Origin of the sequence: Aureimonas sp. Leaf454 (genome assembly GCF_001424685.1) — a bacterium.
In the GTDB taxonomy this organism is placed as follows: domain Bacteria; phylum Pseudomonadota; class Alphaproteobacteria; order Rhizobiales; family Rhizobiaceae; genus Plantimonas.
Genome location: NZ_LMQT01000003.1, coordinates 124607 through 144724 on the forward strand (window position 1 = coordinate 124607; position 20118 = coordinate 144724).

Below are 20118 nucleotides of genomic sequence, written 5' to 3' on the forward strand. Positions count from 1 at the left end.
AGGCTAGCTCGATCGTCTCTTTCGCGGACCGCTACGCTATGTCAATGCAAAATCTCAAGATCTCTACGAAACTATCGATCGCGTTCGGCGTCCTGCTGCTTGGTGTCGGCCTCATGGGCGGCATCGTCTACGGCAAGCTCAGCCACATCGAAGATGTACGGATCCACAACAGGGAGGTAAACGCCGGCTGGCGTCATAGCATCGAGGCACGGGCCGCATTGACGAGGATCGAGAACTCCCTTCGCGGTTACCTCCTTTCCCTTGATCCGGTGTATTTCGAGAAGATCAAGAAGCACCGAGCCTCCTTCGATGACCGAATGACAAAGCTCGCGGGGAGCAGCCCAGACGCTTCGGAGGCAGGCATCCTGACAAAGACGGCCACGGCGGGCGTCAGCGCGTGGCAAACCGAAGTCGTAGAAAAGGCCATCCTGCTGGCCTCGGATCCCATGACTCTCGAAGCCGCTCGTCAGCTACCAACGTCGGACGAAGCATCGGCCCTGATCGATCCCGTTGAGGAGGCAATTGATGCACTGACGGCCGCGAAGAAGGATGAAGCCGAGGCCAACGCGCAAGAACAACAGGGGGCTTACAACGCTGGCATCTTGACCCTGGAACTGGGTACCGGCCTCCTGGCTCTCATCTCGCTCGGTGCCGGGTTCCTCCTGTCGAAAGGTATCGCGAGTCCCATCGGCAAGCTTCAGAACGCGATGGAGAGACTTGCGAGAGGCGACCGGTCGGTTGAGATCCCCGCGATCGGCCGCAAGGATGAAGTCGGCTCCATGGCTGCAACCGTCCTTACCTTCAAGCAGACTGCCGTCGAGCAGGCGCGCCTTGAGGAAGAGGCTGCCGCCAGCCGCTCTGCCCAGGATGCACAGCGCGATCGCCAATCGGCAATCGAGAATGCTAAGGCCGAGGACCTCAAGGTCTTCGTCCACACCGTGGAAGCCGGCTTCAACGGCCTGTCGTCGGGTGATCTCACCACGCGCATGAACCAGTCCGTGGCCTCGGAGTTCGAGCCGATCCGGCTGAAGTTCAACGAGAGCATCGCCGCCCTTGAAGACACTATTGGGGCGGTGGTCAGCGGCGTCGCCAGCATGAAGACCGGCCTTGCCGAGATCTCCATCGCCTCAGCCGATCTGTCCCAGCGCACCGAGCAGCAGGCCGCCAGCCTTGAGCAGACCGTCGCCGCTCTGTCGGAGGTGACACGCGGCATCAACGAGACCGCCAAGGGTGCTGGCAGGGCCCAGGGTCAGGCTGCGGCGGCCCAGAAGAACGCGGAGAAGGGCGGAGAGATCGTCGGCCGCGCCATCGCGGCGATGGCCCAGATCGAGCAGTCCTCCGACCAGATCGGCAAGATCATCGGCGTCATCGACGAGATCGCCTTCCAGACCAATCTCCTCGCGCTGAACGCTGGCGTGGAGGCCGCCCGTGCCGGAGAGGCAGGTCGCGGCTTCGCCGTCGTCGCCCAGGAAGTGCGGGGTCTCGCCCAGCGCTCGGCGGAAGCGGCCAAGGAGATCAAGAGCCTCATCTCGACCTCAAGCGCACAAGTCGCCGAAGGTGTTGAACTCGTCACGGCATCCGGCACCTCGCTGACAGAGATCGTCACGCAGGTGGCGGAGATGAACACCGTCGTCTCCACGATCGCTGCCTCCGCTGGCGAGCAGGCCTTGAGCTTGAAGGAAGTCTCGATGGCCGCCGACAACATGGACAAGGTCACCCAGCAGAACGCGGCCATGGTCGAGGAAACGACCGCCGCCGCGCAGACGCTGACGAGCGAAACGGAAGAATTGTCCGCGATGGTCGGTCGCTTCCGCACGCAAGGGATGTCCGGCAAGGCACAGCCCGCGCACCGTCCTGCCCCGACGTCGCGTGGTCCGGCACACGCTCCCTCACCACGTCCCGTCGTACAGATGCGCGCCACCGGAAGCGGCGGAGCCGCCGCCAAGTCGGCACCAGCCCCTGAAGGCTGGGAAGAGTTCTAATCGTCGACTTCCGCAGTTCGCCGGATCATCCCGGCGAGCCCGGGATCATCAACCGCGCCAGCGTGGCGGTGGCTCCTTCGACACGTAGTGTCGGAGGGCTTCAACGGGATCGTGCGCATGACCAAAGATCGCCGCTTCAGAGGCTTCTCCCTGGCTCAGGTAGAAAGTGTGCAGTTCACGGAAGATGGATCGGTTTCCGTCCTTGGCGTCAGCGGCTCTGGCGATGTGGTGGCAATGATCGTCCTTCGTTCGGCACTGGACGATCTGCTTGCGGGACTTGAGTTTCCTCTGCCCGCACAGCGGGATGCCATCGCATCCCCAGCTTGAAGGTCTGGGCGGACCGGAGCACCGAGGTGGGATCTCGAACTTCGCCGCCGGAGCTCGAAATCGATGCGCAGCTCAGAATTCATGCATAAACAACAAGCATTCGTCAGCACCTTAGGTCAGGACCTACTGATTTGAGGGCGACGATCTGCTTCAGGCTCCGTGAGGAGACTGCGTATGAGAGATCTGTTTTGGCTGACGGACGAGCAGATGGAGCGGCTGCGCCCGTTCTTTCCCAGGAGCCATGGCAAACCCCGGGGTCGATGATTGGCGGGTTCTGAGCGGCATCATCGTCGTCAATCGCAACGGGCTGCGCTGGCGGGATGCACCGAAGGACTATGGTCCCGCCGAGACGCTGTACAATCGCTGGAAACGTTGGGGCGCGATGGGGATCTTCGTGCGCATGATGGAAGGGCTGGCTGCCGCGGGGGCCGAGCCGAAGACGGTGATGATCGACGCGACCTACTTGAAGGCGCACCGCACGGCATCGAGCCTACGGGTTAAAAAAGGGGGTTTGGACGCCTGATCGGCCGCACCAAAGGCGGTATGAACACCAAGCTCCATACCGTCACGGATGCGAACGGTCGCCCTTTGAGCTTCTTCATGACCGCTGGGCAGGTCAGCGATTACACCGGGGCGGCAGCTCTGCTGGACGATTTGCCGAAGGCGCAGTGGCTGCTTGGCGATCGTGGATATAATGCCCACTGGTTCTGAGATGCCTTGGAGGCACAAGGCATCCAGGCCTGCATTCCCGGTCGCAAATCCCGGATTGAGCCCATCAAATACGACAAGCGACGCTATAGGCGTCGTAGCCGCATCGAGATCATGTTCGGACGTCTGAAGGACCTATTCTGGCTCTGACCGATGAGTCCTGACCCTAAGCGTGGATGAGTGCCTGCTCCTCGGCCGGCGAGGGCGGCGACTTCGACTGCTTCGACAGGTCCTCGTCGGATGTGTCGTGGATAGAAGAATCGTCCCAGAGGTGCCACCCGGTTTCGTTTTGAATCTCTCGTTCTTCGCTCATTGCCGCCACGAGGCCGATCCGGCTGCCACTCGTGCGCGCAGCTCGTGAACGGGAGAGGCAGGCCGTGACCTTCCCTGCCCTTCTTGGGCTTCCAGCCGAAAGCGACTGAGGAGCTGCTGAAGCCTCGTCGCCTCGCTGGCGAGTTCGTTGCTGGCGGCCGTCGATTGCTCGACCATGGCCGCGTTCTGCTGGGTGCCTTGGTCGAAGGTGTTCATCGCGGTGCTGATTTCGCCGAGTGCCACGGACTGAGACTTCACGCCCTCGACGATCCCGCGGATGTTGCCGTCGATGTCGGTGAACTTGGCGAGCATGCCGTCGAGTGCCGAACCCGTCTTTCCGACGAGCTCGACGCCGACGTCGACCTGTCGCGTGGATGTCGCGATCAGGGCCTTGATGTCCTTGGCCGCCTCTGCCGAGCGCTGGGCGAGCCCCCGCACCTCCTGCGCAACGACGGCGAAGCCACGGCCGGCCTCGCCCGCCCGCGCCGCTTCGACGCCTGCGTTCAGGGCAAGGAGGTTCGTCTGGAAAGCGATCTCGTCGATGACGCCGATGATCTTGCCGATCTCGGCCGACGACCGCTCGATCTCCGCCATGGCGCCGATCGCCTCGCGCACGGTCTTGCCCGAAACCTCGGCATCAGCCCGCGTGTTCGACACCAGCGCTCCGGCCTCGTCAGCCCTCACACTCGATTGCCTGACGTTGCTCGATATCTCGGCCAGGGCGGCGGTAGTCTCCTCGACAGCCGCGGCCTGCTGCTCGGTTCGTTGGGCGAGGTCGTCGGCGGCCGCCCGGATCTGGTCGGTTCCCGCGTGGATGACGCCGCTGCTCTGCATCACGGCCTGCATCGCCTCGCCGAGTGGCTGGAGCGCCTTGTTAAAGCTGTGGCGGATGCCCTCGAGCGACGGCACGAATGGGGTCTCCAGGCGCTGTGACAGGTCTCCTTTGGCCAGCCTCGACAGGGCCATCCCGAGCGTGTCCAACGCCGTCATGCGGTCGGTCAGGTTCGTGGCGAACTTCACGATTTTCACGACCGCGCCGTTCTCGTCCCGGATCGGGTTGTAGGACGCCTGGATCCAGACCTCACGGCCGCCCTTTCCGAAGCGCTTGAAGTCCGCCGATTTGTACGCGCCGGCGCGAAGATCGCTCCAGAACACGTCATAATCGACGCTGGCGGCCAAGGCGGGATCGACGAACATGCGGTGGTGCTTGCCGACGATCTCGTCCAGCTTGTAGCCAAGGGTGGAGAGGAAGTTCTTGTTAGCCGACAGGATCGTGCCGTCTGGGAGGAATTCGATGATGGCCTGGGACCGTGACAGCGCCTCCAGCTTTCCGCTGTTCTCGACGGAGGCGCGCTTGCTGTCGGTGATGTCGGAGGCGAGCTTCACCACCTTCAGCACCTTGCCGCCAGCACCGAGGACCGGGTTATAGGTCGCCCGGATCCAGATCTCGCGTCCACCCTTGCCGATGCGCTTGAAGGCATCGGACACAAAGGCGCCGCCGGAGAGCTTCTTCCAAAAGGCGTCGTATTCAGGCGAGGCGGCGTGGGCCCCTTCCACGAAGATCCGATGGTGCTTGCCGACGATCTCCTCGCGGGCGTAGCCGAGCGTCGAGCAGAAGTTCTCGTTGGCCGACAGGATCTGTCCGGACGGTGTGAACTCGATGACCGCCAAGGAGCGACCGAGGGCCTCGAGAACCCGCTCGGCATTGCTTGAAAACATCCTCATCCAATGCGCTCCGGACGGAACGCTAAAGGCGCAATGCCTGCGTGGCCGCGAGCAAGATGATGCTAGATCTAACTTAACGAGACGTGAGGATATGACTCAAGGTTAGGGGCAGCACCTCAGAGATTGGCACCAACCTTGCCGGCTTGTGTGGAGCAGGCGTCGATGTCGTTTCCGCCCCTGGCAACCACTTGGCAGATTGCAAGGCGAACGGGCGGAGCCGCCGACGTCATCCCGCAGATGGCACCGTCGGCGTGGGAGCCTCTGCTGAGACCGAAGGCTGCCACGATCTTGCCAAGCAGGGTCTCCAAGGAGAACACATGGGCTCGGGGAGGACCACAGGCGGTTTCAAAGAAGGGGCGGCATGCAGATCGGTGTGAAGGCAGTCGACGGAAAGGCGGTCGTGTTCGGGTGGGACGACGACGGCGCAGCGCTGTTCCCGGATCTTGGGGTCGAGGGATACGATCGTCTCGTCGAGCTGGTGGTTCGACGTCGACAGCCCGTCGGCGAACCAGTTCCGCCTACGCCCCGGGGTTTGCTCCTCCTCCTCGAAGCCATGGCCGAGGGCGGACAACCCTTGCCGGACCTCCAAGCCGTCGTCGAGACGCAGGAACTCTACGGACGGAGCACGTTCACCGTTCATGACGCTTGCGCCCGTGCGATCGCCGGCCCCTTCGCAAGTCCCGCCGATGTCTTTGCATGGCTCGACCAGGCAACACGTGTGCCGCAATACCCGGAGGAGTGCTCCTAGCTTATCGGAGAGTTCCCGATCAGGCATGGTTCGGAAGGGGCGCCCGCGCCGAGATCTGGTTGTTGTTGCCGTTTACACTCAAGTCAGGGACTGGTCCCGACGGTGCCGGGCCACCCTTTGAACAGCCGATCTTCCGCTCTGGGACGCGCGTCGCGTCGACGGTCAGTCCCGGAACATGCCCCAGACCGACGGCGCGCCCGACGGGCGTCCGATATGGTACCCCTGCGCTTGCGACCAACCGTTGGCCCGAAGCCACTCGAGCTGTTCGGCCGTCTCCACGCCCTCGGCTGTCGTGACCATCGACAATGCCCGGCCCATCTCGCCGGCCGCCCGGATGATCGCCTCCGAGGACGTCGATTGCCCGATGTCCTCGACGAAGCTGCGGTCGAGCTTGAGCTTGTCGAAGGGGAACAGGCGCAGGTACGAAAGGGAGGAAAACCCGGTACCGAAGTCGTCCAACGCGATGCCGACGCCAAGGTCCTTCAGCGCGTGCAGGATGCGCATGTTGTGCTCGCTGTCTTGTAGGAGCACCGACTCAGTGATCTCAAGCTCGAGGCGACCGGGTACGAGTCCCGAACGTGCGAGTACGCAGGCGACTGCCTCAGGAAGGGAGTCAGATCGGAACTGGACCGCCGACACGTTGACTGCGACGGAGATCTCCTCCGGCCAGAGCAAGGCTTGCCTGCATGCCGTCTCCAGAACCCAATCGCCCATCTCCACGATGAGACCCGTTTCCTCCGCGAGGGGGATGAACTCGGCCGGTGACACGTTGCCCCTCGTCGTGTGGCTCCAGCGAAGCAGGGCCTCGAAGCCGCGGACACGGCCGGAATCAAGATCGAGCAAAGGCTGGTACGCGAGGGACAGCTCGCCCCGCTCCAAGGCCCCGCCGAGTTCCTGTTTCATTGACTGCCGGGCGTGGATCCGCTCCAGCATGCTTTGCTCGAACACCCGTACGTTTCCGCCGCCGTCTGCCTTGGCACCGTAGAGCGCGATGTCGGCGGACTTGAAAAGTTCGTCAGCCAGCCTCGGAGCGCTCAGGTCCCCAGCCATGGCAACGGCGATCCCGACGCTGGCGCCGAGGCGGATCGTGCTGCCGTCGACCTTGAACGGCTCCTTCAAGCAGACAACCATCCGCTCGCCGAGGGCCGAGGCTGTCGCCTCGGCGTCCGAGCAGACGAACGCGAACTCGTCCCCTCCGACTGATCGGCCGTGCCGTGTCCTCCCCGAAGTTTCGGCAAAGCCGCCAGCCCGTCGATGGAGGGGGCGAAGCGGCTGCGCTCTCTTGAGGGCTGGCGTGCCGTCGGTTTCCACTCGTGACAAGGGATCCTTGACGTTCAGTCGGACGAGACGATGCGCGTCACGCTGCCGCCGACGCTGGCGCCATGCTGCTCGACCCGCACGAGCGCCTCCCCGGCGAGCGTATGAACCAGCGTCATACCCATCCCGCGCCGTTCCGGCAGGTCCTCGAAGCCGGTCCCGTCATCTTGTACGAGAATCATGTATCCCGCCTCGCCCACTGTGGCCGAAACCCGGACCGTTCCCGATGCTCGTTCGGGGAACCCATGCTTGAAGGCGTTCAGAAGGACCTCGTAGCAGATCAAGCCGAGGGGCATGGCGCGAGCGACAGGGAGGATGAAGGGTTGGGAAATGTCCCGTTCAAGCCTGATGCGTCCGTCACCGTAAACCCGCTCCAGCGTCGCCGCAGTCTCATCAAGCACGGCACCGAAATCGACGCGGTTGAGCTGGTCCTCATCCAGGATCCTTGACTGCACTTGCGCTAGAGCGGTCAGCCGAAGCGACATCTCCTGAAGCTCGGCCTTGAGCTCTGGCAGCACCGCCCTCTTGGAGCGCATGCGCAGGATCGCGGTCATGTTTTGAAGGTTGTTCTTCACCCGGTGATGAAGCTCGCGCAGGATCACGGTCTTCTGGGCGAGTTCCTCCTCGAGCTGGCGTTCATGGCGTGCCACGAGCTCCTGCTGGCGCCGCAGCTCGACACGCGCCGCGCTTCTTTCCACCGCCTGTCGCATTGAGGTGCGGAGCCTTGGCATCTGTCGCGGCGACTTCACGACGTAGTCGTCGAGGCCGCGCTTCATCGCCTCGACCGCGACCTCCTCGTTGCCGGATCCGGTGAACATGACGATGGGACAGTCGGGCGTCGTCGCCTTCACCTTGTCGAGGATGTCGAGCCCGCTTGCCCAACGCAGGTCGAGATCGGTCACGACCAGCCCCGGCGTGCCGCGAGCAAGCGCCTCGTCAAGACCGTTCATGTCGGGCAGCGCGAGGGTGTCAGCGCCCGGAAACTCGGCACGGACTTGGCGGAGCACGAGCTCGCGGTCATCCGGATTGTCGTCGAGGACGATGACGCGGAAGCTCACGAGGGCACCGTGCGGTTCAGCTTGATCCAATACTGATCCAGGGACTGGACGATCTCCTGGAGAGCGCTCCGCTTGACCGGCTTCACGAGATAGGAGTTGCCGTAGAGCCCGTACACCCGCTCGATGTCGTCCTTCTGGTTCGATGAGGTCAGGACCACGACGGGCGTATGGCGGGCGCCCAACGCAGGTCGAGATCGGTCACGACCAGCCCCGGCGTGCCGCGAGCAAGCGCCTCGTCAAGACCGTTCATGTCGGGCAGCGCGAGGGTGTCAGCGCCCGGAAACTCGGCACGGACTTGSCGGAGCACGAGCTCGCGGTCATCCGGATTGTCGTCGAGGACGATGACGCGGAAGCTCACGAGGGCACCGTGCGGTTCAGCTTGATCCAATACTGATCCAGGGACTGGACGATCTCCTGGAGAGCGCTCCGCTTCACCGGCTTCACGAGATAGGAGTTGCCGTAGAGCYCGTACACCCGCTCGATGTCGTCCTTCTGGTTCGAYGAGGTCAGGACCACGACGGGCGTATGGCGGGTTTCCTCGTTGGAGCGGATCCACTCCAGCACCTCGAAACCCGAGCGTCGTGGGAGCTTCAGGTCGAGGAGGATGAGGCTCGGCAGGGGGTRGACGCCCCGRTCGTCGTAGGGAGGCTCACCGGACAGGTATGCGACCGCCTTCTCGCCGTCGTCGACGAAGCTGACGGGGTTGGCCACCGCAGCCTTGCGAAAGGCGTAGCGRATGAGCTCGATGTCRTCCGCGTTGTCCTCGACGACAAGGATGGCGTCAGACCTGTCCATGGGCATTCTCCGGTTCTGTGTCGGGGACGGCGGGCAGCTCGATCCAGAAGCGGCTCCCTTGGCCCGGCGTGGACTCCACGCCACTTGTTCCGCTCATGCGTTCCAGGCCCTTGCGGACGATGGCAAGGCCGATGCCCGTCCCCGGGTATNCGGCTCCCTTGGCCCGGCGTGGACTCCACGCCACTTGTTCCGCTCATGCGTTCCAGGCCCTTGCGGACGATGGCAAGGCCGATGCCCGTCCCCGGGTAWGCCTCCTGGCCGTGCAGGCGCTCGAACACGCGGAAGATCCGCTCGGCATGTTCGGGGGAGATGCCGATGCCGTTGTCGGAGACCGTGACGCGGACTCGGCCGCCCAGGCGATGCCCCTCCACGACGATCTCCGGGACGCTTTCCTTCGCTTGGAACTTGGCAGCGTTCGACAGGAGGTTGCCGATCACCTGWCGCAGCACGCCCGGCTCCGCGTAAACGGCGGGGACGTCCTCCAGTCGAAGATGAATGCAGGACGCGTCGACGTTCTCCGGAAAGGAGTCTGCGGCAAGAGAAGCCAATTGGACGGGCCGGAGCTTCAGCTCGCTCCGCGTTATGCGACTGTAAGCCAGGAGGTCGTCGATCAGCCCTTCCATCCGCTCCGCGGCGGCGACGATGCGCCCGGCATARCGCTTGCCCTCCTCGTCGAACGAGTCCGAGTAGTCTTCCAGGAGGATGCGTGCGAAGCCCTCCATGGCACGGAGCGGAGCGCGCAGGTCGTGGCTGACCGTGTAGGTGAAGGCGTTCAACTCCTCGCTGGCCTCGGCCAGCTCGCGCGTGCGGTCCGCCACCCGCTGCTCCAGCTCCGCGTTGAGGCGATGAACCTCCGCTTCCGCAGCCTTGCGGTCGGAAACGTCGATCGCGACCGCTGCGACACGGAAGGGCCTAAGAAGAAGCGAACGCGTTTGTGATGGTGNCGCTTGCCCTCCTCGTCGAACGAGTCCGAGTAGTCTTCCAGGAGGATGCGTGCGAAGCCCTCCATGGCACGGAGCGGAGCGCGCAGGTCGTGGCTGACCGTGTAGGTGAAGGCGTTCAGCTCCTCGTTTGCCTCGGCCAGCTCGCGCGTGCGGTCCGCCACCCGCTGCTCCAGCTCCGCGTTGAGGCGATGAACCTCCGCTTCCGCAGCCTTGCGGTCGGAAACGTCGATCGCGACCGCTGCGACACGGAAGGGCCTTCCGTCGGCATCGCGGATCAGGGATGCGCCCACGACGACGCAGATGGGATGTCCGTCCTTCCGAACGTAACGCCGCTCGCTGAAGTAGGCCTGTGCGTTGCCCGCCAGGATGGGAGCGAGAAGACCGTCGTCCCTGCCCCTGTCGTCCGGATGAGTCAGGTCGTCTAAGGTGAGCTCGAGCAGCTCTTCGGCTCCGTAGCCGGTGAGATCGCAAACCGCCTTGTTGACCTTCACGAAACGCCGCGTCCACGGATNGATGGGAGCGAGAAGACCGTCGTCCCTGCCCCTGTCGTCCGGATGAGTCAGGTCGTCTAAGGTGAGCTCGAGCAGCTCTTCGGCTCCGTAGCCGGTGAGATCGCAAACCGCCTTGTTGACCTTCACGAAACGCCGCGTCCGCGGATCGATCTGGACAAGGCCGGCGACGGAAGCGTCGAAGAAGGCCCTGAGCTGCGCCTCGCTGGCGGCGAGCTCAGATACGGCCCGCTTGCGGTCGGTGATGTCGCGGGAGATGCCGATGAGGCCGAGCACCTCTCCCGTCTGGCTTCGCCACGGTACCTTCGACGAAAAGTAGGTTCGCAGCTCTCCGTCCTCTGGGACGTCCTCCTCGCGCAGGAGGGGCCGGCCGTCGTTCATGACGTCGCGGTCCATGGCTTCGACGGCGGCGGCAACCTGCTGCGGCAGGTAGTCGGCATCCCTGCGCCCAACGAGCGCGCGAGGCGTCGTCCCGAAGATCCGCGCCGTCCGCTCGTTCACCAGGACGAAAGCGCCGCTTCGGTCCTTCACATAGATCGGGTCCGGCGAACCGTCGACAACTGCGTGCAGTAGGTCGCGGCTCTGGGTCACTTCCGCCTCCCGTCGTTGCAGGTCGGCGGCAATGAGAGCTTGCCGCGTACGGGCCTCCGCCAATCGGTACGTGACGAACAGCACGGCGGCATTGGCGGTCCAGAACGCGGCGAGGTTTAGGGCTTCCTCTGGAAAGGCCACGGCGTACGTGTTTCTCGGCTCGACGAAGCAGAAGACCCCGAGTGCCGTGCTTGTTACAAGGGCAAGAAGGCCAGCCCCGTACCCGCAACGCCAGGCGGTGAGCGCCACCGCGACCGTGAACAGGATGAGCGGAGAGCGAGCACCGAGGATCGGGTCGAGGGCTAGGCGGACGGCGAAAACGGACGCCACCGAGACAAGCGCGAAAAGAACGTTCGCAGAAACCCCTTCGTGGCTCGAGAGGTGTCGCCGGCCGCCGGCTACCTCGGCGATTGTGTCACTGACGTTCTCGACCAAGTTGGCACAGCCCTACCTCTGACCCGAACGGTGGTAGCTACCAACCTGCGCCACCAAGGCAATGGGGAGCCAAAGGAAAGATGCCGCAGGTCGGCAACGAAGCAACCGAACGCCTCGGACAACCGCTTTATTCAGTGAACAGATTACGGCCTTTTACCATTACTGGAGAGCGACACCCAACTACGGAAAACCCCGCGGCGCGACAGTACGGCGCAATTGAAATCACGTGTCTCACGATCCGAGATGCTGTAGCCGTGCGTCGATGCGCCCCGTGTCGCGATCCAGTGGAGACCGAATGCTCACGAACCGCACGGCAGACTTCACCGGAAAGAACATCCTCATCGTCGAGGACGAGGCGATCATCGCGATGGAGATGGCGCAGGCCGTCAAGGCCGCGGGCGGATCCGTGCTCGGTCCCGTCCCGAGCGTCGAGGGAGCGATGGACATTGTGCACGGAGAAATACAAATCGATGGGGCGATCCTCGACATCCGCCTTCAGGACGGCATCTCGATCGAGGTGGCGCAGGCCCTGAAAAAAAGCGGCGTCCCGATCATTTTCGTCACCGGCTACGACGACTGGTTCATGCCCGAGGAGCTGGAAGACGTTCCGGTCGAGCGGAAGCCGAACGACCCGGAGGACGTCGTTAGGGTTCTCTTCGCGGAGTCGCAGCCGAGCGATTGAACGAAGGGTGCGTGACGCGATCCCGAGACGCACGGAGGTTCTGCATGTCCGACACTGAGACGAAGTCGCGGCCGACTGCGCCTAAGGTCGCCATCGGAGAAGCGGGTCTCGTTTCGCTGCTCCTGTCGATCTCCAAGAGCACGCGCGCCCTGACGAGTATCAAGCTGGCTGAGATGGGTTTTCACAACGGACAGGACGAACTCCTGCTGGCGCTAGACGAAGAGGCCCCGACATCGGTGTCGCGCATTGCGGACGAGCTGAGGGTGCGTCCGTCGACGGTCTCAAAGATGCTGGACAGGCTGGTCGCCAAGGGATTGGTGGAACGCCAGGGCGATAAGCGCGACGCGAGACGGACGATGGTGCGGATCACCCCGGCCGGCTTGGACGCCAAATCCAGGCTCCTGGAGGTGAGGGCAAGCCTTGAGAAAGAGCTGGCGACGCCGCTCGCGGAGAACGGCGCGTCGGTCGTCACGGGACTCGAGACCGTGGCCAACCTGCTGGCAGCCCGGCTGAGCCGGCTGCGGTGAGCAAGGCCCGCGATCCCGGTTGAAGCCAGTTGCCACCAAACGAGGTCAAACGGGGAAGCGACGTGTCTCCGAGTGACGCTGCCCGAGGCCATGCGTTCAATTTGGACTCAACTTGCTTCGGCAGCATGGCCTCCTCAAGGTCGAACCGCACGACACGGTTACGACCACTGCCCTTCGCCCTGTACAACGCACTGTCGGCCGACCTGATCATGTCGGATGGTGTCGTTACGCCGGGATCCGGCACGAGCGTCACGACTCCGACACTGATCGTGACGACGCCGAAACCGCTGCGAACATGCTCGAGCGAAGCTGCGGCAACGGCCGAACGGAAGGACTGCGCAAGCGCGAACGCACCTGCGGTGTCGGTCTCGGGGAGAATGGCGGCGAACTCTTCTCCGCCATAGCGGGCCGCCACGTCGCCTGGGCGGCGAACAGTACGGGCGAGGATGTCGGCAACCGAACGCAGGCAGGCGTCGCCGGCAGGGTGTCCGTAGGTATCGTTGAAGGTCTTGAAGTGGTCGACGTCGGCGAGGAGCAGGGAGATGGGCGCGCCGCTCCTTGCCGCACGCGAGATTTCCCGCTCGAGGCTATCGTCGAAGCGGCGGCGGTTCGCCAATCCCGTCATGCCATCGGAGTTCGCCAGTTCGTTTAGTCGCAGAACCGCCGCTCCCAGCTCGTCTTCAGCCTGCTTGCGGCGCTCGATGTCCCGCAGGGCCAGGATGTATCCCAGCTCCGGTCCGAGCGGTCGCCCCGTCGCCTCAATCCAGCGATAGACGCCGTCCTTGCGTCTGGCGCGGTACTGTACGGGTTCGGCCGCTTCCCCCGGCGGCCAGTATCGAAAGCATGGCTTCGAGCACGGTCCGGTCGTCGGGATAGGCCAGGTCGAGGGGCCGGCCGCCGACCAGCTCCTCCGGTTCGTATCCCAGAAGATCTCGGGCGGCGGGAGAGGCAAAGATGCGCTTGCCAGTCGCGTCGACATGCGTGACGAGATCAGCGGTGTTCTCTGCCAACAACCGGAAACGTGCTTCGCTTTCAGCGACGAGTTCCTCGGCGCGCTTGCGGTCCGAGATGTCGCGAAGAGCGCCGAGGATGACCGCCTCCGCCGGCGTGTCCTACAACAAGTTCCTGGCCAAGCTCGCCTCGGATCACCGCAAGCCGGACGGGCTCTTTGTGGTGACGCCAGCGATGGGTGAAGCTTTCGTCGCCGATCTGCCTGTCGGCCGCTTCCACGGCATCGGGCCGGCCACGGCCGCCAAGATGGAGCGGCTTGGGATCCACACCGGACGGGACCTGAAGGCGCAGCCCCTCGCCTTCCTTCAGGAACGGTTCGGCAAGATCGGACCTTACTACTTCGGCATCGCCCGCGGGATCGACGAGCGTGCTGTCCGTGCGAACCGCGTCCGGAAGTCGGTCGGGGCGGAGAACACGTTTGACCGGGACCTCTACGACAAGGCTGAGATGCACAACGCGCTCCAGCCCATCATCGACAAGGTGTGGCGGCACTGCGAGGCGACGGGCACTCGCGGCAGGACCGTCACGCTGAAGGTCAAGTATGCAGACTTTCGGCAGATCACGCGGAGCTTGTCGGCCACGGCGGCGGTGGCGAACCGTCAGGACCTTGAGGCTCGGGCACTGCGCTTGCTTGATGACCTGCCCCTCGACTCGCGTGGCGTCAGGCTGCTGGGCGTGACGCTGTCGGCGCTTCTGAATCTCGTCTCAGCCGCTGCAGCAACTGAAGATCCGCAATTTGCACTGCCGCTTTGACGTTCTAATCTAACGCTATCACTTAGACCGCAAACGGCCGGATGACCCGCTCCAAACCCGCAGTTGCCTGAGTTCCTTGGTGTAACGCCAGCGAACCTCCGGACATCAGTACGCCGGGTCCCGAATCCTTGAACCTGTGCACCGGAGGCCCTCAGCGCACCGTCCAACCTCCGTCAATCATCAGCGTGTGACCAGTGACGAGAGAGGCCGCGGGCGACGCAAGGTAGACCACCGCCCCGGCAACCTCGACGGGTCGACCAACTCGGTGAAGGGCAGCTACCCGTTCAACTGTGTCCGCACGAAACGCTGCATCGGAAAGGGCGGGAGCTGTGCCAGGTGTTTCAATGAAGGTCGGCGCAACGGCATTGACGTTGATCCCGTGAGGGCCCCACTCCACGGCCAGACAGCGAGTAAGATGCGAGACCGCCGCTTTCGCTAAGCAGTAGATCGCCTCTCCCGGCAGTGCGACTGCACCAGCCTGCGAACTCATGTTGATGATACGACCGCCACCGCCCCGCTCGATCATGTGCTTGGCGACGCGTTGGGACAGAAAGAAGGTCGACTTCACGTTCAAGCCTATGACGGTATCGAAGTCGGCTTCCTGTGCGTCTATAGCGGCGTCGATAATCGAGCCGCCGGCGTTGTTGACGAGAATGTCGATGCGTTCGTAGTGGCTGATGGCCGCTTCAATCGCAGCATAGGATTGCGGGAGGTTCGTCACATCCATCGGCAGGCGGATCGCGCGTCGTCCGAGCCGTTCGACTGCTTCCACAACCCCGTCATCGCGGCCGACATCGCGCAAGCCCAGCGCGAGATCAGCGCCCGCATTGGCCAGAGCCAATGCGATGGAGCGGCCAAGCCCACGTCCCGCGCCTGTGACCAGAGCAACCTGTCCAGACAGATCGAAGCTCGGCAGTTCATCCATGGTGTACCTCCTGAAGGTGCGATGCGCCTGATCGTCTGAAGAATGCGCATCAGTGGCCCTGGCGGCAACGGGCAGAAAGCAGTCGGTCAGCATTTCGGTAACGCAGTCAAAAAGCCGCCGTTCGGCCCACGCGCCGATTTGGTCGGCGAGGATCAACCCACCTCTCCACAAGACCGATACACTCTGGTCGGCGCGCACCTCTCGGCGGCGACGGAGCGCGTGACCGTGGTGGTAGATCACAGATAGCTCTGTCCGGATCATTGCGTGACACCGTCGAATATCCTCCAGCCTACCGCACCCTGTGTGCCAGGCTGAGGATCAAGGTGGTGCCGGCAGCGGCGGCGAGGGCAGTGTAGGCGATGACCGCTGTCGGTCCGGCCGCGTCGACCAAGATGCCGCCGAGGACAGCACCGGTGGCGATCGCGATCTGAAAGGCGACGAGCAACAGCGCGCCGGCACTTTCCGCATGGTCCAAGGCCGCCTTGGTGTTCCAGGCCGAGATCGAGACTGGAAAAGCGCCGAAGGCGAAACCCCAGGTGGCAGTTGCCGCAAAGGTTAGCATCGTCGACGTGCCAGCGACGAAGAGCGCGGCAGCCGCAAGCGCGATCAGCAGCGACGCGGCGCCCACCGCTAGCGTACCGCTGCGCTCCGACAGCGCGCCGCCCGCAATGTTGCCCAAGAAGCCGCCGACGCCGAAGGCAAGAAGCGCGAACGACAGACCGGCGACATCCAGCTTCGACACCCGTTCGAGGAAAGGCCGCATGTAGGTGAAGCCCGCGAAATGGGCCGACACGACGAGAAGGACGGTCGCGAGCCCGAATTGCACGGTTGGACGCTTCAGGACAGCAGCGAAGCTGCCGAAGCCGGGCGCTGCGGCCGGGGGCAGCCTCGGCATGGTGAGGAGCTGCGAGAGAAGAGCCAGGGCCCCGCAACCAGCCGCTGCGGCGAAAGTGAGCCGCCAGCCCCAGAGGCTGCTGAGATAGGCTCCGAGCGGCGCGGCGCAAACTGTCGCAACCGATACACCCGTGAAGATCAGCGCCATGGCGCGGGGCAGAAGCTGCGCCGGCACCAGCCGGAGCGCCAGTGCCGCCGCCAGCGACCAGAAGCCGCCGAGCGCAACGCCGAGCGCCATGCGGGCGACGAGCAGCATGGCGACGTTCGTCGACAGCGCCGCGACGAGATTCGATGCGATTAGCAAAGCACTCAGCGCCCAGACCACGTAGCGGCGGTCGATGCGTCCGGTGCCGACGACCACCGCCGGACCCGCGATCGCCGCCACCACCGCAGTCGCCGTCACCGCCTGCCCCGCCGCGCCATCGCTTATGCCGAGGTCGAGCGCCATCGGCGTCAGCAAACTAGCCGGCAGGAACTCGGCCGTCACGAGCCCGAACACGCCGAACGACAGCGAAGCCACCGCTGGCCAGTTCGCTCGGGCCGCCTCCGAACCATCGGTCGGAGGGTACGAAGTGCTTTCAGGAGAGCAGGCACAGTCCGTCACGTTCGGAACTCCGGTCAGTCGGAGCGCGAAGATGGCCTTGCCGGCCTGGAGTATCCATGTTGTAAACGCCGGAATGCTTGACCTTTCCTCCGAACTTCCTGTGGCCTCGCCTGTCGATCCGCTAACCACCATCCTTCGCGGCCTCCGCTTTGAGGGCGTCGAATATGGCCGCTGCAGGATGTCGGGCGACTGGGGCTACCTCTTCACCGCGCAAGCCGCGGAAACGCGTTTCCACTTCGTAACCGAAAAGGGCTGCTGGCTGCGCGCTTCCGGCGGGAACTGGACCCGGCTCGCCCCGGGCGATGCAATTCTCGTGCCGCGCGGCGCCGAGCATGCTCTTGCTAGCGCGCCCGATGTGCCTTTGCGCCCGTTCCCGCGGTGGGAATGCCGCAGCGTGTGCGACGATGTGTTCGACTTTCAATCCGGAGGGGATGAGGACGCCACCCTCCTGTTTTGCGGCTCTATGCGCGTCAGTCTCGATCCCCTGCATCCGCTACTCAGCATGATGCCCGAGCTCATGCGAGCCGACGAGATGCTGCTGAAGGAGCCCGCCATTCCGCATCTCCTGGAGGCAATGAACGCCGAAATGTGCCTGAGCCGCATCGGGGCTGGCGGCATTCTGGCGAGACTGGCGGACGTGCTTGCCGCGAAGATCATCCGGGCCTGGATCGAGCACGGCTGCGGCGACGGGAAAGGCTGGATCGCAGCGATGCGCGATCCCGATCTCGGCCGCGTACTCGCTGCGGTTCACGCCACGCCCGAACGGGACTGGACTGTTCCGGAACTGGCGAAGCTGATGGGCGCGTCGCGCTCGGGTTTTGCAGCCAAGTTCGCGGCTGTCGTCGGTGAAACACCCGCACGCTACGTCGCACAAGTGCGAATGCATCAGGCCCGCCAATGGCTATCGCGCGACCACATTCGGGTCTCCGAGGCCGCTCGCCGGTTGGGCTTCGAGTCCGAAGCAACGTTCAGCCGTGCTTTCAAGCGCATCATCGGCGCTCCTCCAGTACAGTTCAGGACGAAGATCGCGGCTACGTTGGCCGATCGCTATGCTTGGGACCGATCCACGGCTCCGTCTGGGACTTGATCGACAAGTCGAAGAAATATACTACGTCCCATAAAGGCAGTGCGACGCCCCCTAGCCGCACCATGGACGACGCAGCATCTGAAGATCTGGCGGCGGCTGAAAGCGGGTGTTCAGGCACACACGGTTGAATTTTCGCTCTGCCGTTTACGACCCGGCCCGGAAATGATTTTCGATATCACCGCGGGCCGAAGGCGGAACGTCGGCTTCTGGGCGCCTCAGACAGAAATGCTGCCAATCAACTATTCGCCTCGGGCTTGCGCGCTTATGCAAGCGATGGTGCGCGAAGCCGTTGGCACCAAACGTGAAACGAAGTGGAACGGGACAGCATGGTAACATGCGCTGACCACGCGGCTGAGAACCCGAACTCGCTCGCCGTCCTGTATCGAACTGGACGTTGAACGCGCCGGCACATCACATCGAGCGTGAGCCCCTCGACGCGCTGGGTTGGAACGCGTTCTTCGCTGACCAGATCACGCCGGACGATGCGAGTCTCGAGCCCGCTCGAATCTCTCGGGTTCACCGCTCACGTCTGATCGCACTGTCCGCGGCCGCGGTCGAAGGGGCGAGGCTCTTTCAGGTTGCACCCTAGGAAGGCAGTCTGTAGAGCGGCACGCATGCACACTGTCACATATGCGATCGGGGACATTCACGGCCGTCTCGATCTCCTGGAAGATCTCCTCGGCAAGGTCGAGAGTGACGCTGAGACTCGTGGCGCACGTGCCAAGATCGTCTTCACTGGCGATTACGTCGACCGTGGAGCCGATTCTCGTGGAGTTATCCAGCGCCTGATGGCAGGTCCAAAACGTTCGCAGGACGAATACGTCTGCTTGCGCGGCAATCACGACGATCTGTTCGTTAGAGCTGTCACTTTGGGCCATGGGCTGCCGGACTGGGCATGGATCCTGTACTGGCACACCGTCGTCAGCTATGGGCTCAATCGTGAGTCAGCCCGCAGTTTAGATCCAACGCTCAGTCGCCATGCGGAATTCCTCGCAGCCCTACCTCTAACGCACGATGATGGTACGCATCTTTTCGTGCATGCAGGTATCAGGCCGGGGATAGCGGTTGAACTGCAGGCCGAACAGGATCTGCTCTGGATCCGACATGAGTTCCTTGACCACGACGGCCTGTTGCCGCGTAGGGTGGTGCACGGTCACACGATCATCGGCGATCTGCCCGTTTTTACCGCGAACCGCATCTCCATCGACACCGGTGCTTTCCAGTCGGGTATTCTGACGGCGGCGGTCATTGATGGCTCGGAGGCCAGCTTCCTGCAAGCGGTCGGCGAGCCGGACCGCAGTGCTGTCGTCAGGGAGTTTGAGCTGCGGGCAATCGTGCACGGTCGGGTGATGTCGTCGGCCGCGCTGCAGGCGCAGTCCGATTACCTCGAAGGTCGCATCGGTCTGGCGGAACTCCAACAGCTCAGCGACGAATGAATCGAGAGTGGCCGACAGGGGGCCGGGAAACCATATTAGGGCGTGATCTCCACTCCCCCCCGTCGTTCGGGGTGAGTTCTCACCGCGACGTTACTTAGGCTGCTCTACGGGCTAACGAACCAGTAGAGCGACGTTTACGGGCCGCAAGCGGACCGTCGGCTTCCGGTTGGTGCGTTCGGAAAGCGGCCTTTCCGCTGACCACCCCTTCCAGCCATAAGGGGAGCGATCCAAAATCAGCGCGTGAAACTGAGCTGTCACCTCGAGGTTCGGTCGATTTAAGGAACCTATCGCCGCCAGACATGGGTCCCATCCGTTGATCTGATTTCCGGGCGCAAGCTGTCGACCGTACGTGTGGATCATCCCAAGTAGGTTCGAAGGACCGAAATAGATGACCCTCCGCTCTATCCTCACCTGCACAACCATAACGCTGATCCTCGGCGTCGCGGCTCCATCCATTGCCGCCGACACCGCCCCGACACCCGCTGCCTACGCCCAGCAGACCGACGTCTACGCGATGCCCGTCGGAGATCTCGAGATCGTCTCGCTGTCCGACGGCACCGTGCCGCAGAACCTTCACAAGCTCCTCACCGGGACGACCGCGGCAGAGGTCGACGACCTTCTCAAGGATGCCTTCCAGGTCAATCCTGTTGATTTCCACTGAGAGCTGACCCAGGATTTCCATCAAGAACTGACCCGGCTTTGACGATGTTGGGCTGGTCAGGCCTTGGTCAAGTTCCGAGTTTTCTCC

At 63.6% G+C, this 20118-nt stretch carries 17 protein-coding genes and 2 pseudogenes; 10 read left to right on the top strand and 9 right to left on the bottom strand.

Annotated elements, in window-relative coordinates; genetic code table 11:
• Positions 1-44 precede the first annotated feature (44 nt).
• From ASG43_RS06300 to ASG43_RS22045, 3 genes and pseudogenes are all read left to right on the top strand, one after another.
• A complete protein-coding gene (locus tag ASG43_RS06300) occupies positions 45-1982 on the top strand; it encodes a methyl-accepting chemotaxis protein (protein ID WP_244488001.1) in 1938 nt (645 codons plus the stop codon).
• A 117-nt stretch (positions 1983-2099) separates the two neighbouring features.
• Entirely contained in the window at positions 2100-2309 is a 210-nt protein-coding gene (locus ASG43_RS06305; RefSeq protein ID WP_156386517.1) for a hypothetical protein, read from the top strand.
• Between the two features lie 174 nt (positions 2310-2483).
• A pseudogene (locus ASG43_RS22045) lies at positions 2484-3152 on the top strand (IS5 family transposase); the annotation flags it as partial.
• A gap of 174 nt (positions 3153-3326) precedes the next feature.
• Here the strand turns inward: ASG43_RS22045 and ASG43_RS23700 are convergent.
• On the bottom strand, positions 3327-5054 hold the full coding sequence (locus tag ASG43_RS23700) for a PAS domain-containing methyl-accepting chemotaxis protein (RefSeq protein WP_056501892.1): 1728 nt from the start codon (positions 5052-5054) through the stop codon (positions 3327-3329).
• A gap of 361 nt (positions 5055-5415) precedes the next feature.
• Here ASG43_RS23700 and ASG43_RS06325 point away from each other — a divergent pair, with 361 nt between their 5' ends.
• Positions 5416-5802, top strand: a complete 387-nt coding sequence (locus tag ASG43_RS06325; protein WP_056501895.1) for a hypothetical protein — start codon at positions 5416-5418, stop codon at positions 5800-5802.
• A 162-nt stretch (positions 5803-5964) separates the two neighbouring features.
• Here ASG43_RS06325 and ASG43_RS06330 read toward each other — a convergent pair whose 3' ends face one another.
• Genes ASG43_RS06330 through ASG43_RS06345 form a run of 5 tightly spaced genes read right to left on the bottom strand, consistent with a single transcriptional unit; the run spans position 5965 to position 8972 of the window.
• A complete protein-coding gene (locus ASG43_RS06330) occupies positions 5965-7113 on the bottom strand; it encodes a GGDEF domain-containing phosphodiesterase (protein ID WP_056501896.1) in 1149 nt (382 codons plus the stop codon).
• 23 nt (positions 7114-7136) lie between these two features.
• Entirely contained in the window at positions 7137-8177 is a 1041-nt protein-coding gene (locus ASG43_RS06335; RefSeq protein ID WP_056501900.1) for a histidine kinase dimerization/phosphoacceptor domain -containing protein, read from the bottom strand.
• Positions 8174-8335: a hypothetical protein gene (locus ASG43_RS22580; protein ID WP_162244685.1), complete on the bottom strand. Its 162-nt coding sequence runs from the start codon at positions 8333-8335 to the stop codon at positions 8174-8176. Before ASG43_RS22580 ends, ASG43_RS06335 begins: the two co-directional genes overlap by 4 nt.
• Positions 8326-8535, bottom strand: coding sequence for a hypothetical protein (locus tag ASG43_RS06340; RefSeq protein WP_056501903.1), 210 nt, complete (start codon positions 8533-8535; stop codon positions 8326-8328). The genes ASG43_RS22580 and ASG43_RS06340 overlap by 10 nt, the downstream gene beginning before the upstream one ends.
• Positions 8532-8972 carry a response regulator gene (locus ASG43_RS06345; protein WP_056501904.1) on the bottom strand — a complete coding sequence of 147 codons (441 nt, stop codon included), beginning with the start codon at positions 8970-8972 and terminating at the stop codon, positions 8532-8534. Before ASG43_RS06345 ends, ASG43_RS06340 begins: the two co-directional genes overlap by 4 nt.
• Before the next feature lie 2774 nt (positions 8973-11746).
• Between ASG43_RS06345 and ASG43_RS06355 the strand changes: the two genes are divergently transcribed.
• Both ASG43_RS06355 and ASG43_RS06360 read left to right on the top strand, forming a co-directional pair.
• Positions 11747-12133, top strand: coding sequence for a response regulator (locus ASG43_RS06355; RefSeq protein ID WP_056501910.1), 387 nt, complete (start codon positions 11747-11749; stop codon positions 12131-12133).
• Positions 12134-12177: 44 nt separating this feature from the next.
• Positions 12178-12660, top strand: coding sequence for a MarR family transcriptional regulator (locus ASG43_RS06360; RefSeq protein ID WP_056501914.1), 483 nt, complete (start codon positions 12178-12180; stop codon positions 12658-12660).
• Here the strand turns inward: ASG43_RS06360 and ASG43_RS22060 are convergent.
• Complete coding sequence (locus tag ASG43_RS22060; RefSeq protein WP_156386522.1) at positions 12602-13639, bottom strand: sensor domain-containing diguanylate cyclase; 1038 nt, start codon at positions 13637-13639, stop codon at positions 12602-12604. The two genes, ASG43_RS06360 and ASG43_RS22060, sit on opposite strands and share 59 nt — an antisense overlap.
• 110 nt (positions 13640-13749) lie before the next feature.
• Between ASG43_RS22060 and ASG43_RS06375 the strand changes: the two are divergent.
• Positions 13750-14424 (top strand): annotated as a pseudogene (locus ASG43_RS06375) (DNA polymerase IV); the annotation flags it as partial.
• 151 nt (positions 14425-14575) lie between these two features.
• On the opposite strand, the gene ASG43_RS06380 reads toward ASG43_RS06375, so the two are convergent.
• Both ASG43_RS06380 and ASG43_RS06385 read right to left on the bottom strand, forming a co-directional pair.
• Positions 14576-15349 carry an SDR family oxidoreductase gene (locus ASG43_RS06380; protein ID WP_056501970.1) on the bottom strand — a complete coding sequence of 258 codons (774 nt, stop codon included), beginning with the start codon at positions 15347-15349 and terminating at the stop codon, positions 14576-14578.
• A 289-nt stretch (positions 15350-15638) separates the two neighbouring features.
• Entirely contained in the window at positions 15639-16847 is a 1209-nt protein-coding gene (locus ASG43_RS06385) for an MFS transporter (protein ID WP_056501927.1), read from the bottom strand.
• 73 nt (positions 16848-16920) lie between these two features.
• On the opposite strand from ASG43_RS06385, the gene ASG43_RS06390 reads away from it, so the two are divergent.
• From ASG43_RS06390 to ASG43_RS06405, 3 genes are all read left to right on the top strand, one after another.
• Positions 16921-17934: an AraC family transcriptional regulator gene (locus ASG43_RS06390; RefSeq protein WP_056501973.1), complete on the top strand. Its 1014-nt coding sequence runs from the start codon at positions 16921-16923 to the stop codon at positions 17932-17934.
• Positions 17935-18548: 614 nt separating this feature from the next.
• Positions 18549-19370: a metallophosphoesterase family protein gene (locus ASG43_RS06400; RefSeq protein WP_056501933.1), complete on the top strand. Its 822-nt coding sequence runs from the start codon at positions 18549-18551 to the stop codon at positions 19368-19370.
• A 388-nt stretch (positions 19371-19758) separates the two neighbouring features.
• Positions 19759-20031, top strand: a complete 273-nt coding sequence (locus ASG43_RS06405) for a hypothetical protein (protein WP_056501936.1) — start codon at positions 19759-19761, stop codon at positions 20029-20031.
• Positions 20032-20118: the final 87 nt, after the last annotated feature.

Excerpts from the sequence above, each read along its gene's own strand:
- ASG43_RS06300 (WP_244488001.1), top strand. The coding sequence starts at position 45 with ATGCAAAATCTCAAGATCTCTACGAAACTATCGATCGCGTTCGGCGTC.
- ASG43_RS06305 (WP_156386517.1), top strand. The coding sequence starts at position 2,100 with ATGACCAAAGATCGCCGCTTCAGAGGCTTCTCCCTGGCTCAGGTAGAA.
- ASG43_RS23700 (WP_056501892.1), bottom strand. The coding sequence starts at position 5,054 with ATGAGGATGTTTTCAAGCAATGCCGAGCGGGTTCTCGAGGCCCTCGGT.
- ASG43_RS06325 (WP_056501895.1), top strand. The coding sequence starts at position 5,416 with ATGCAGATCGGTGTGAAGGCAGTCGACGGAAAGGCGGTCGTGTTCGGG.
- ASG43_RS06355 (WP_056501910.1), top strand. The coding sequence starts at position 11,747 with ATGCTCACGAACCGCACGGCAGACTTCACCGGAAAGAACATCCTCATC.
- ASG43_RS06360 (WP_056501914.1), top strand. The coding sequence starts at position 12,178 with ATGTCCGACACTGAGACGAAGTCGCGGCCGACTGCGCCTAAGGTCGCC.
- ASG43_RS22060 (WP_156386522.1), bottom strand. The coding sequence starts at position 13,639 with ATGTCGACGCGACTGGCAAGCGCATCTTTGCCTCTCCCGCCGCCCGAG.
- ASG43_RS06380 (WP_056501970.1), bottom strand. The coding sequence starts at position 15,349 with ATGGATGAACTGCCGAGCTTCGATCTGTCTGGACAGGTTGCTCTGGTC.
- ASG43_RS06390 (WP_056501973.1), top strand. The coding sequence starts at position 16,921 with ATGCTTGACCTTTCCTCCGAACTTCCTGTGGCCTCGCCTGTCGATCCG.
- ASG43_RS06400 (WP_056501933.1), top strand. The coding sequence starts at position 18,549 with ATGCACACTGTCACATATGCGATCGGGGACATTCACGGCCGTCTCGAT.
- ASG43_RS06405 (WP_056501936.1), top strand. The coding sequence starts at position 19,759 with ATGACCCTCCGCTCTATCCTCACCTGCACAACCATAACGCTGATCCTC.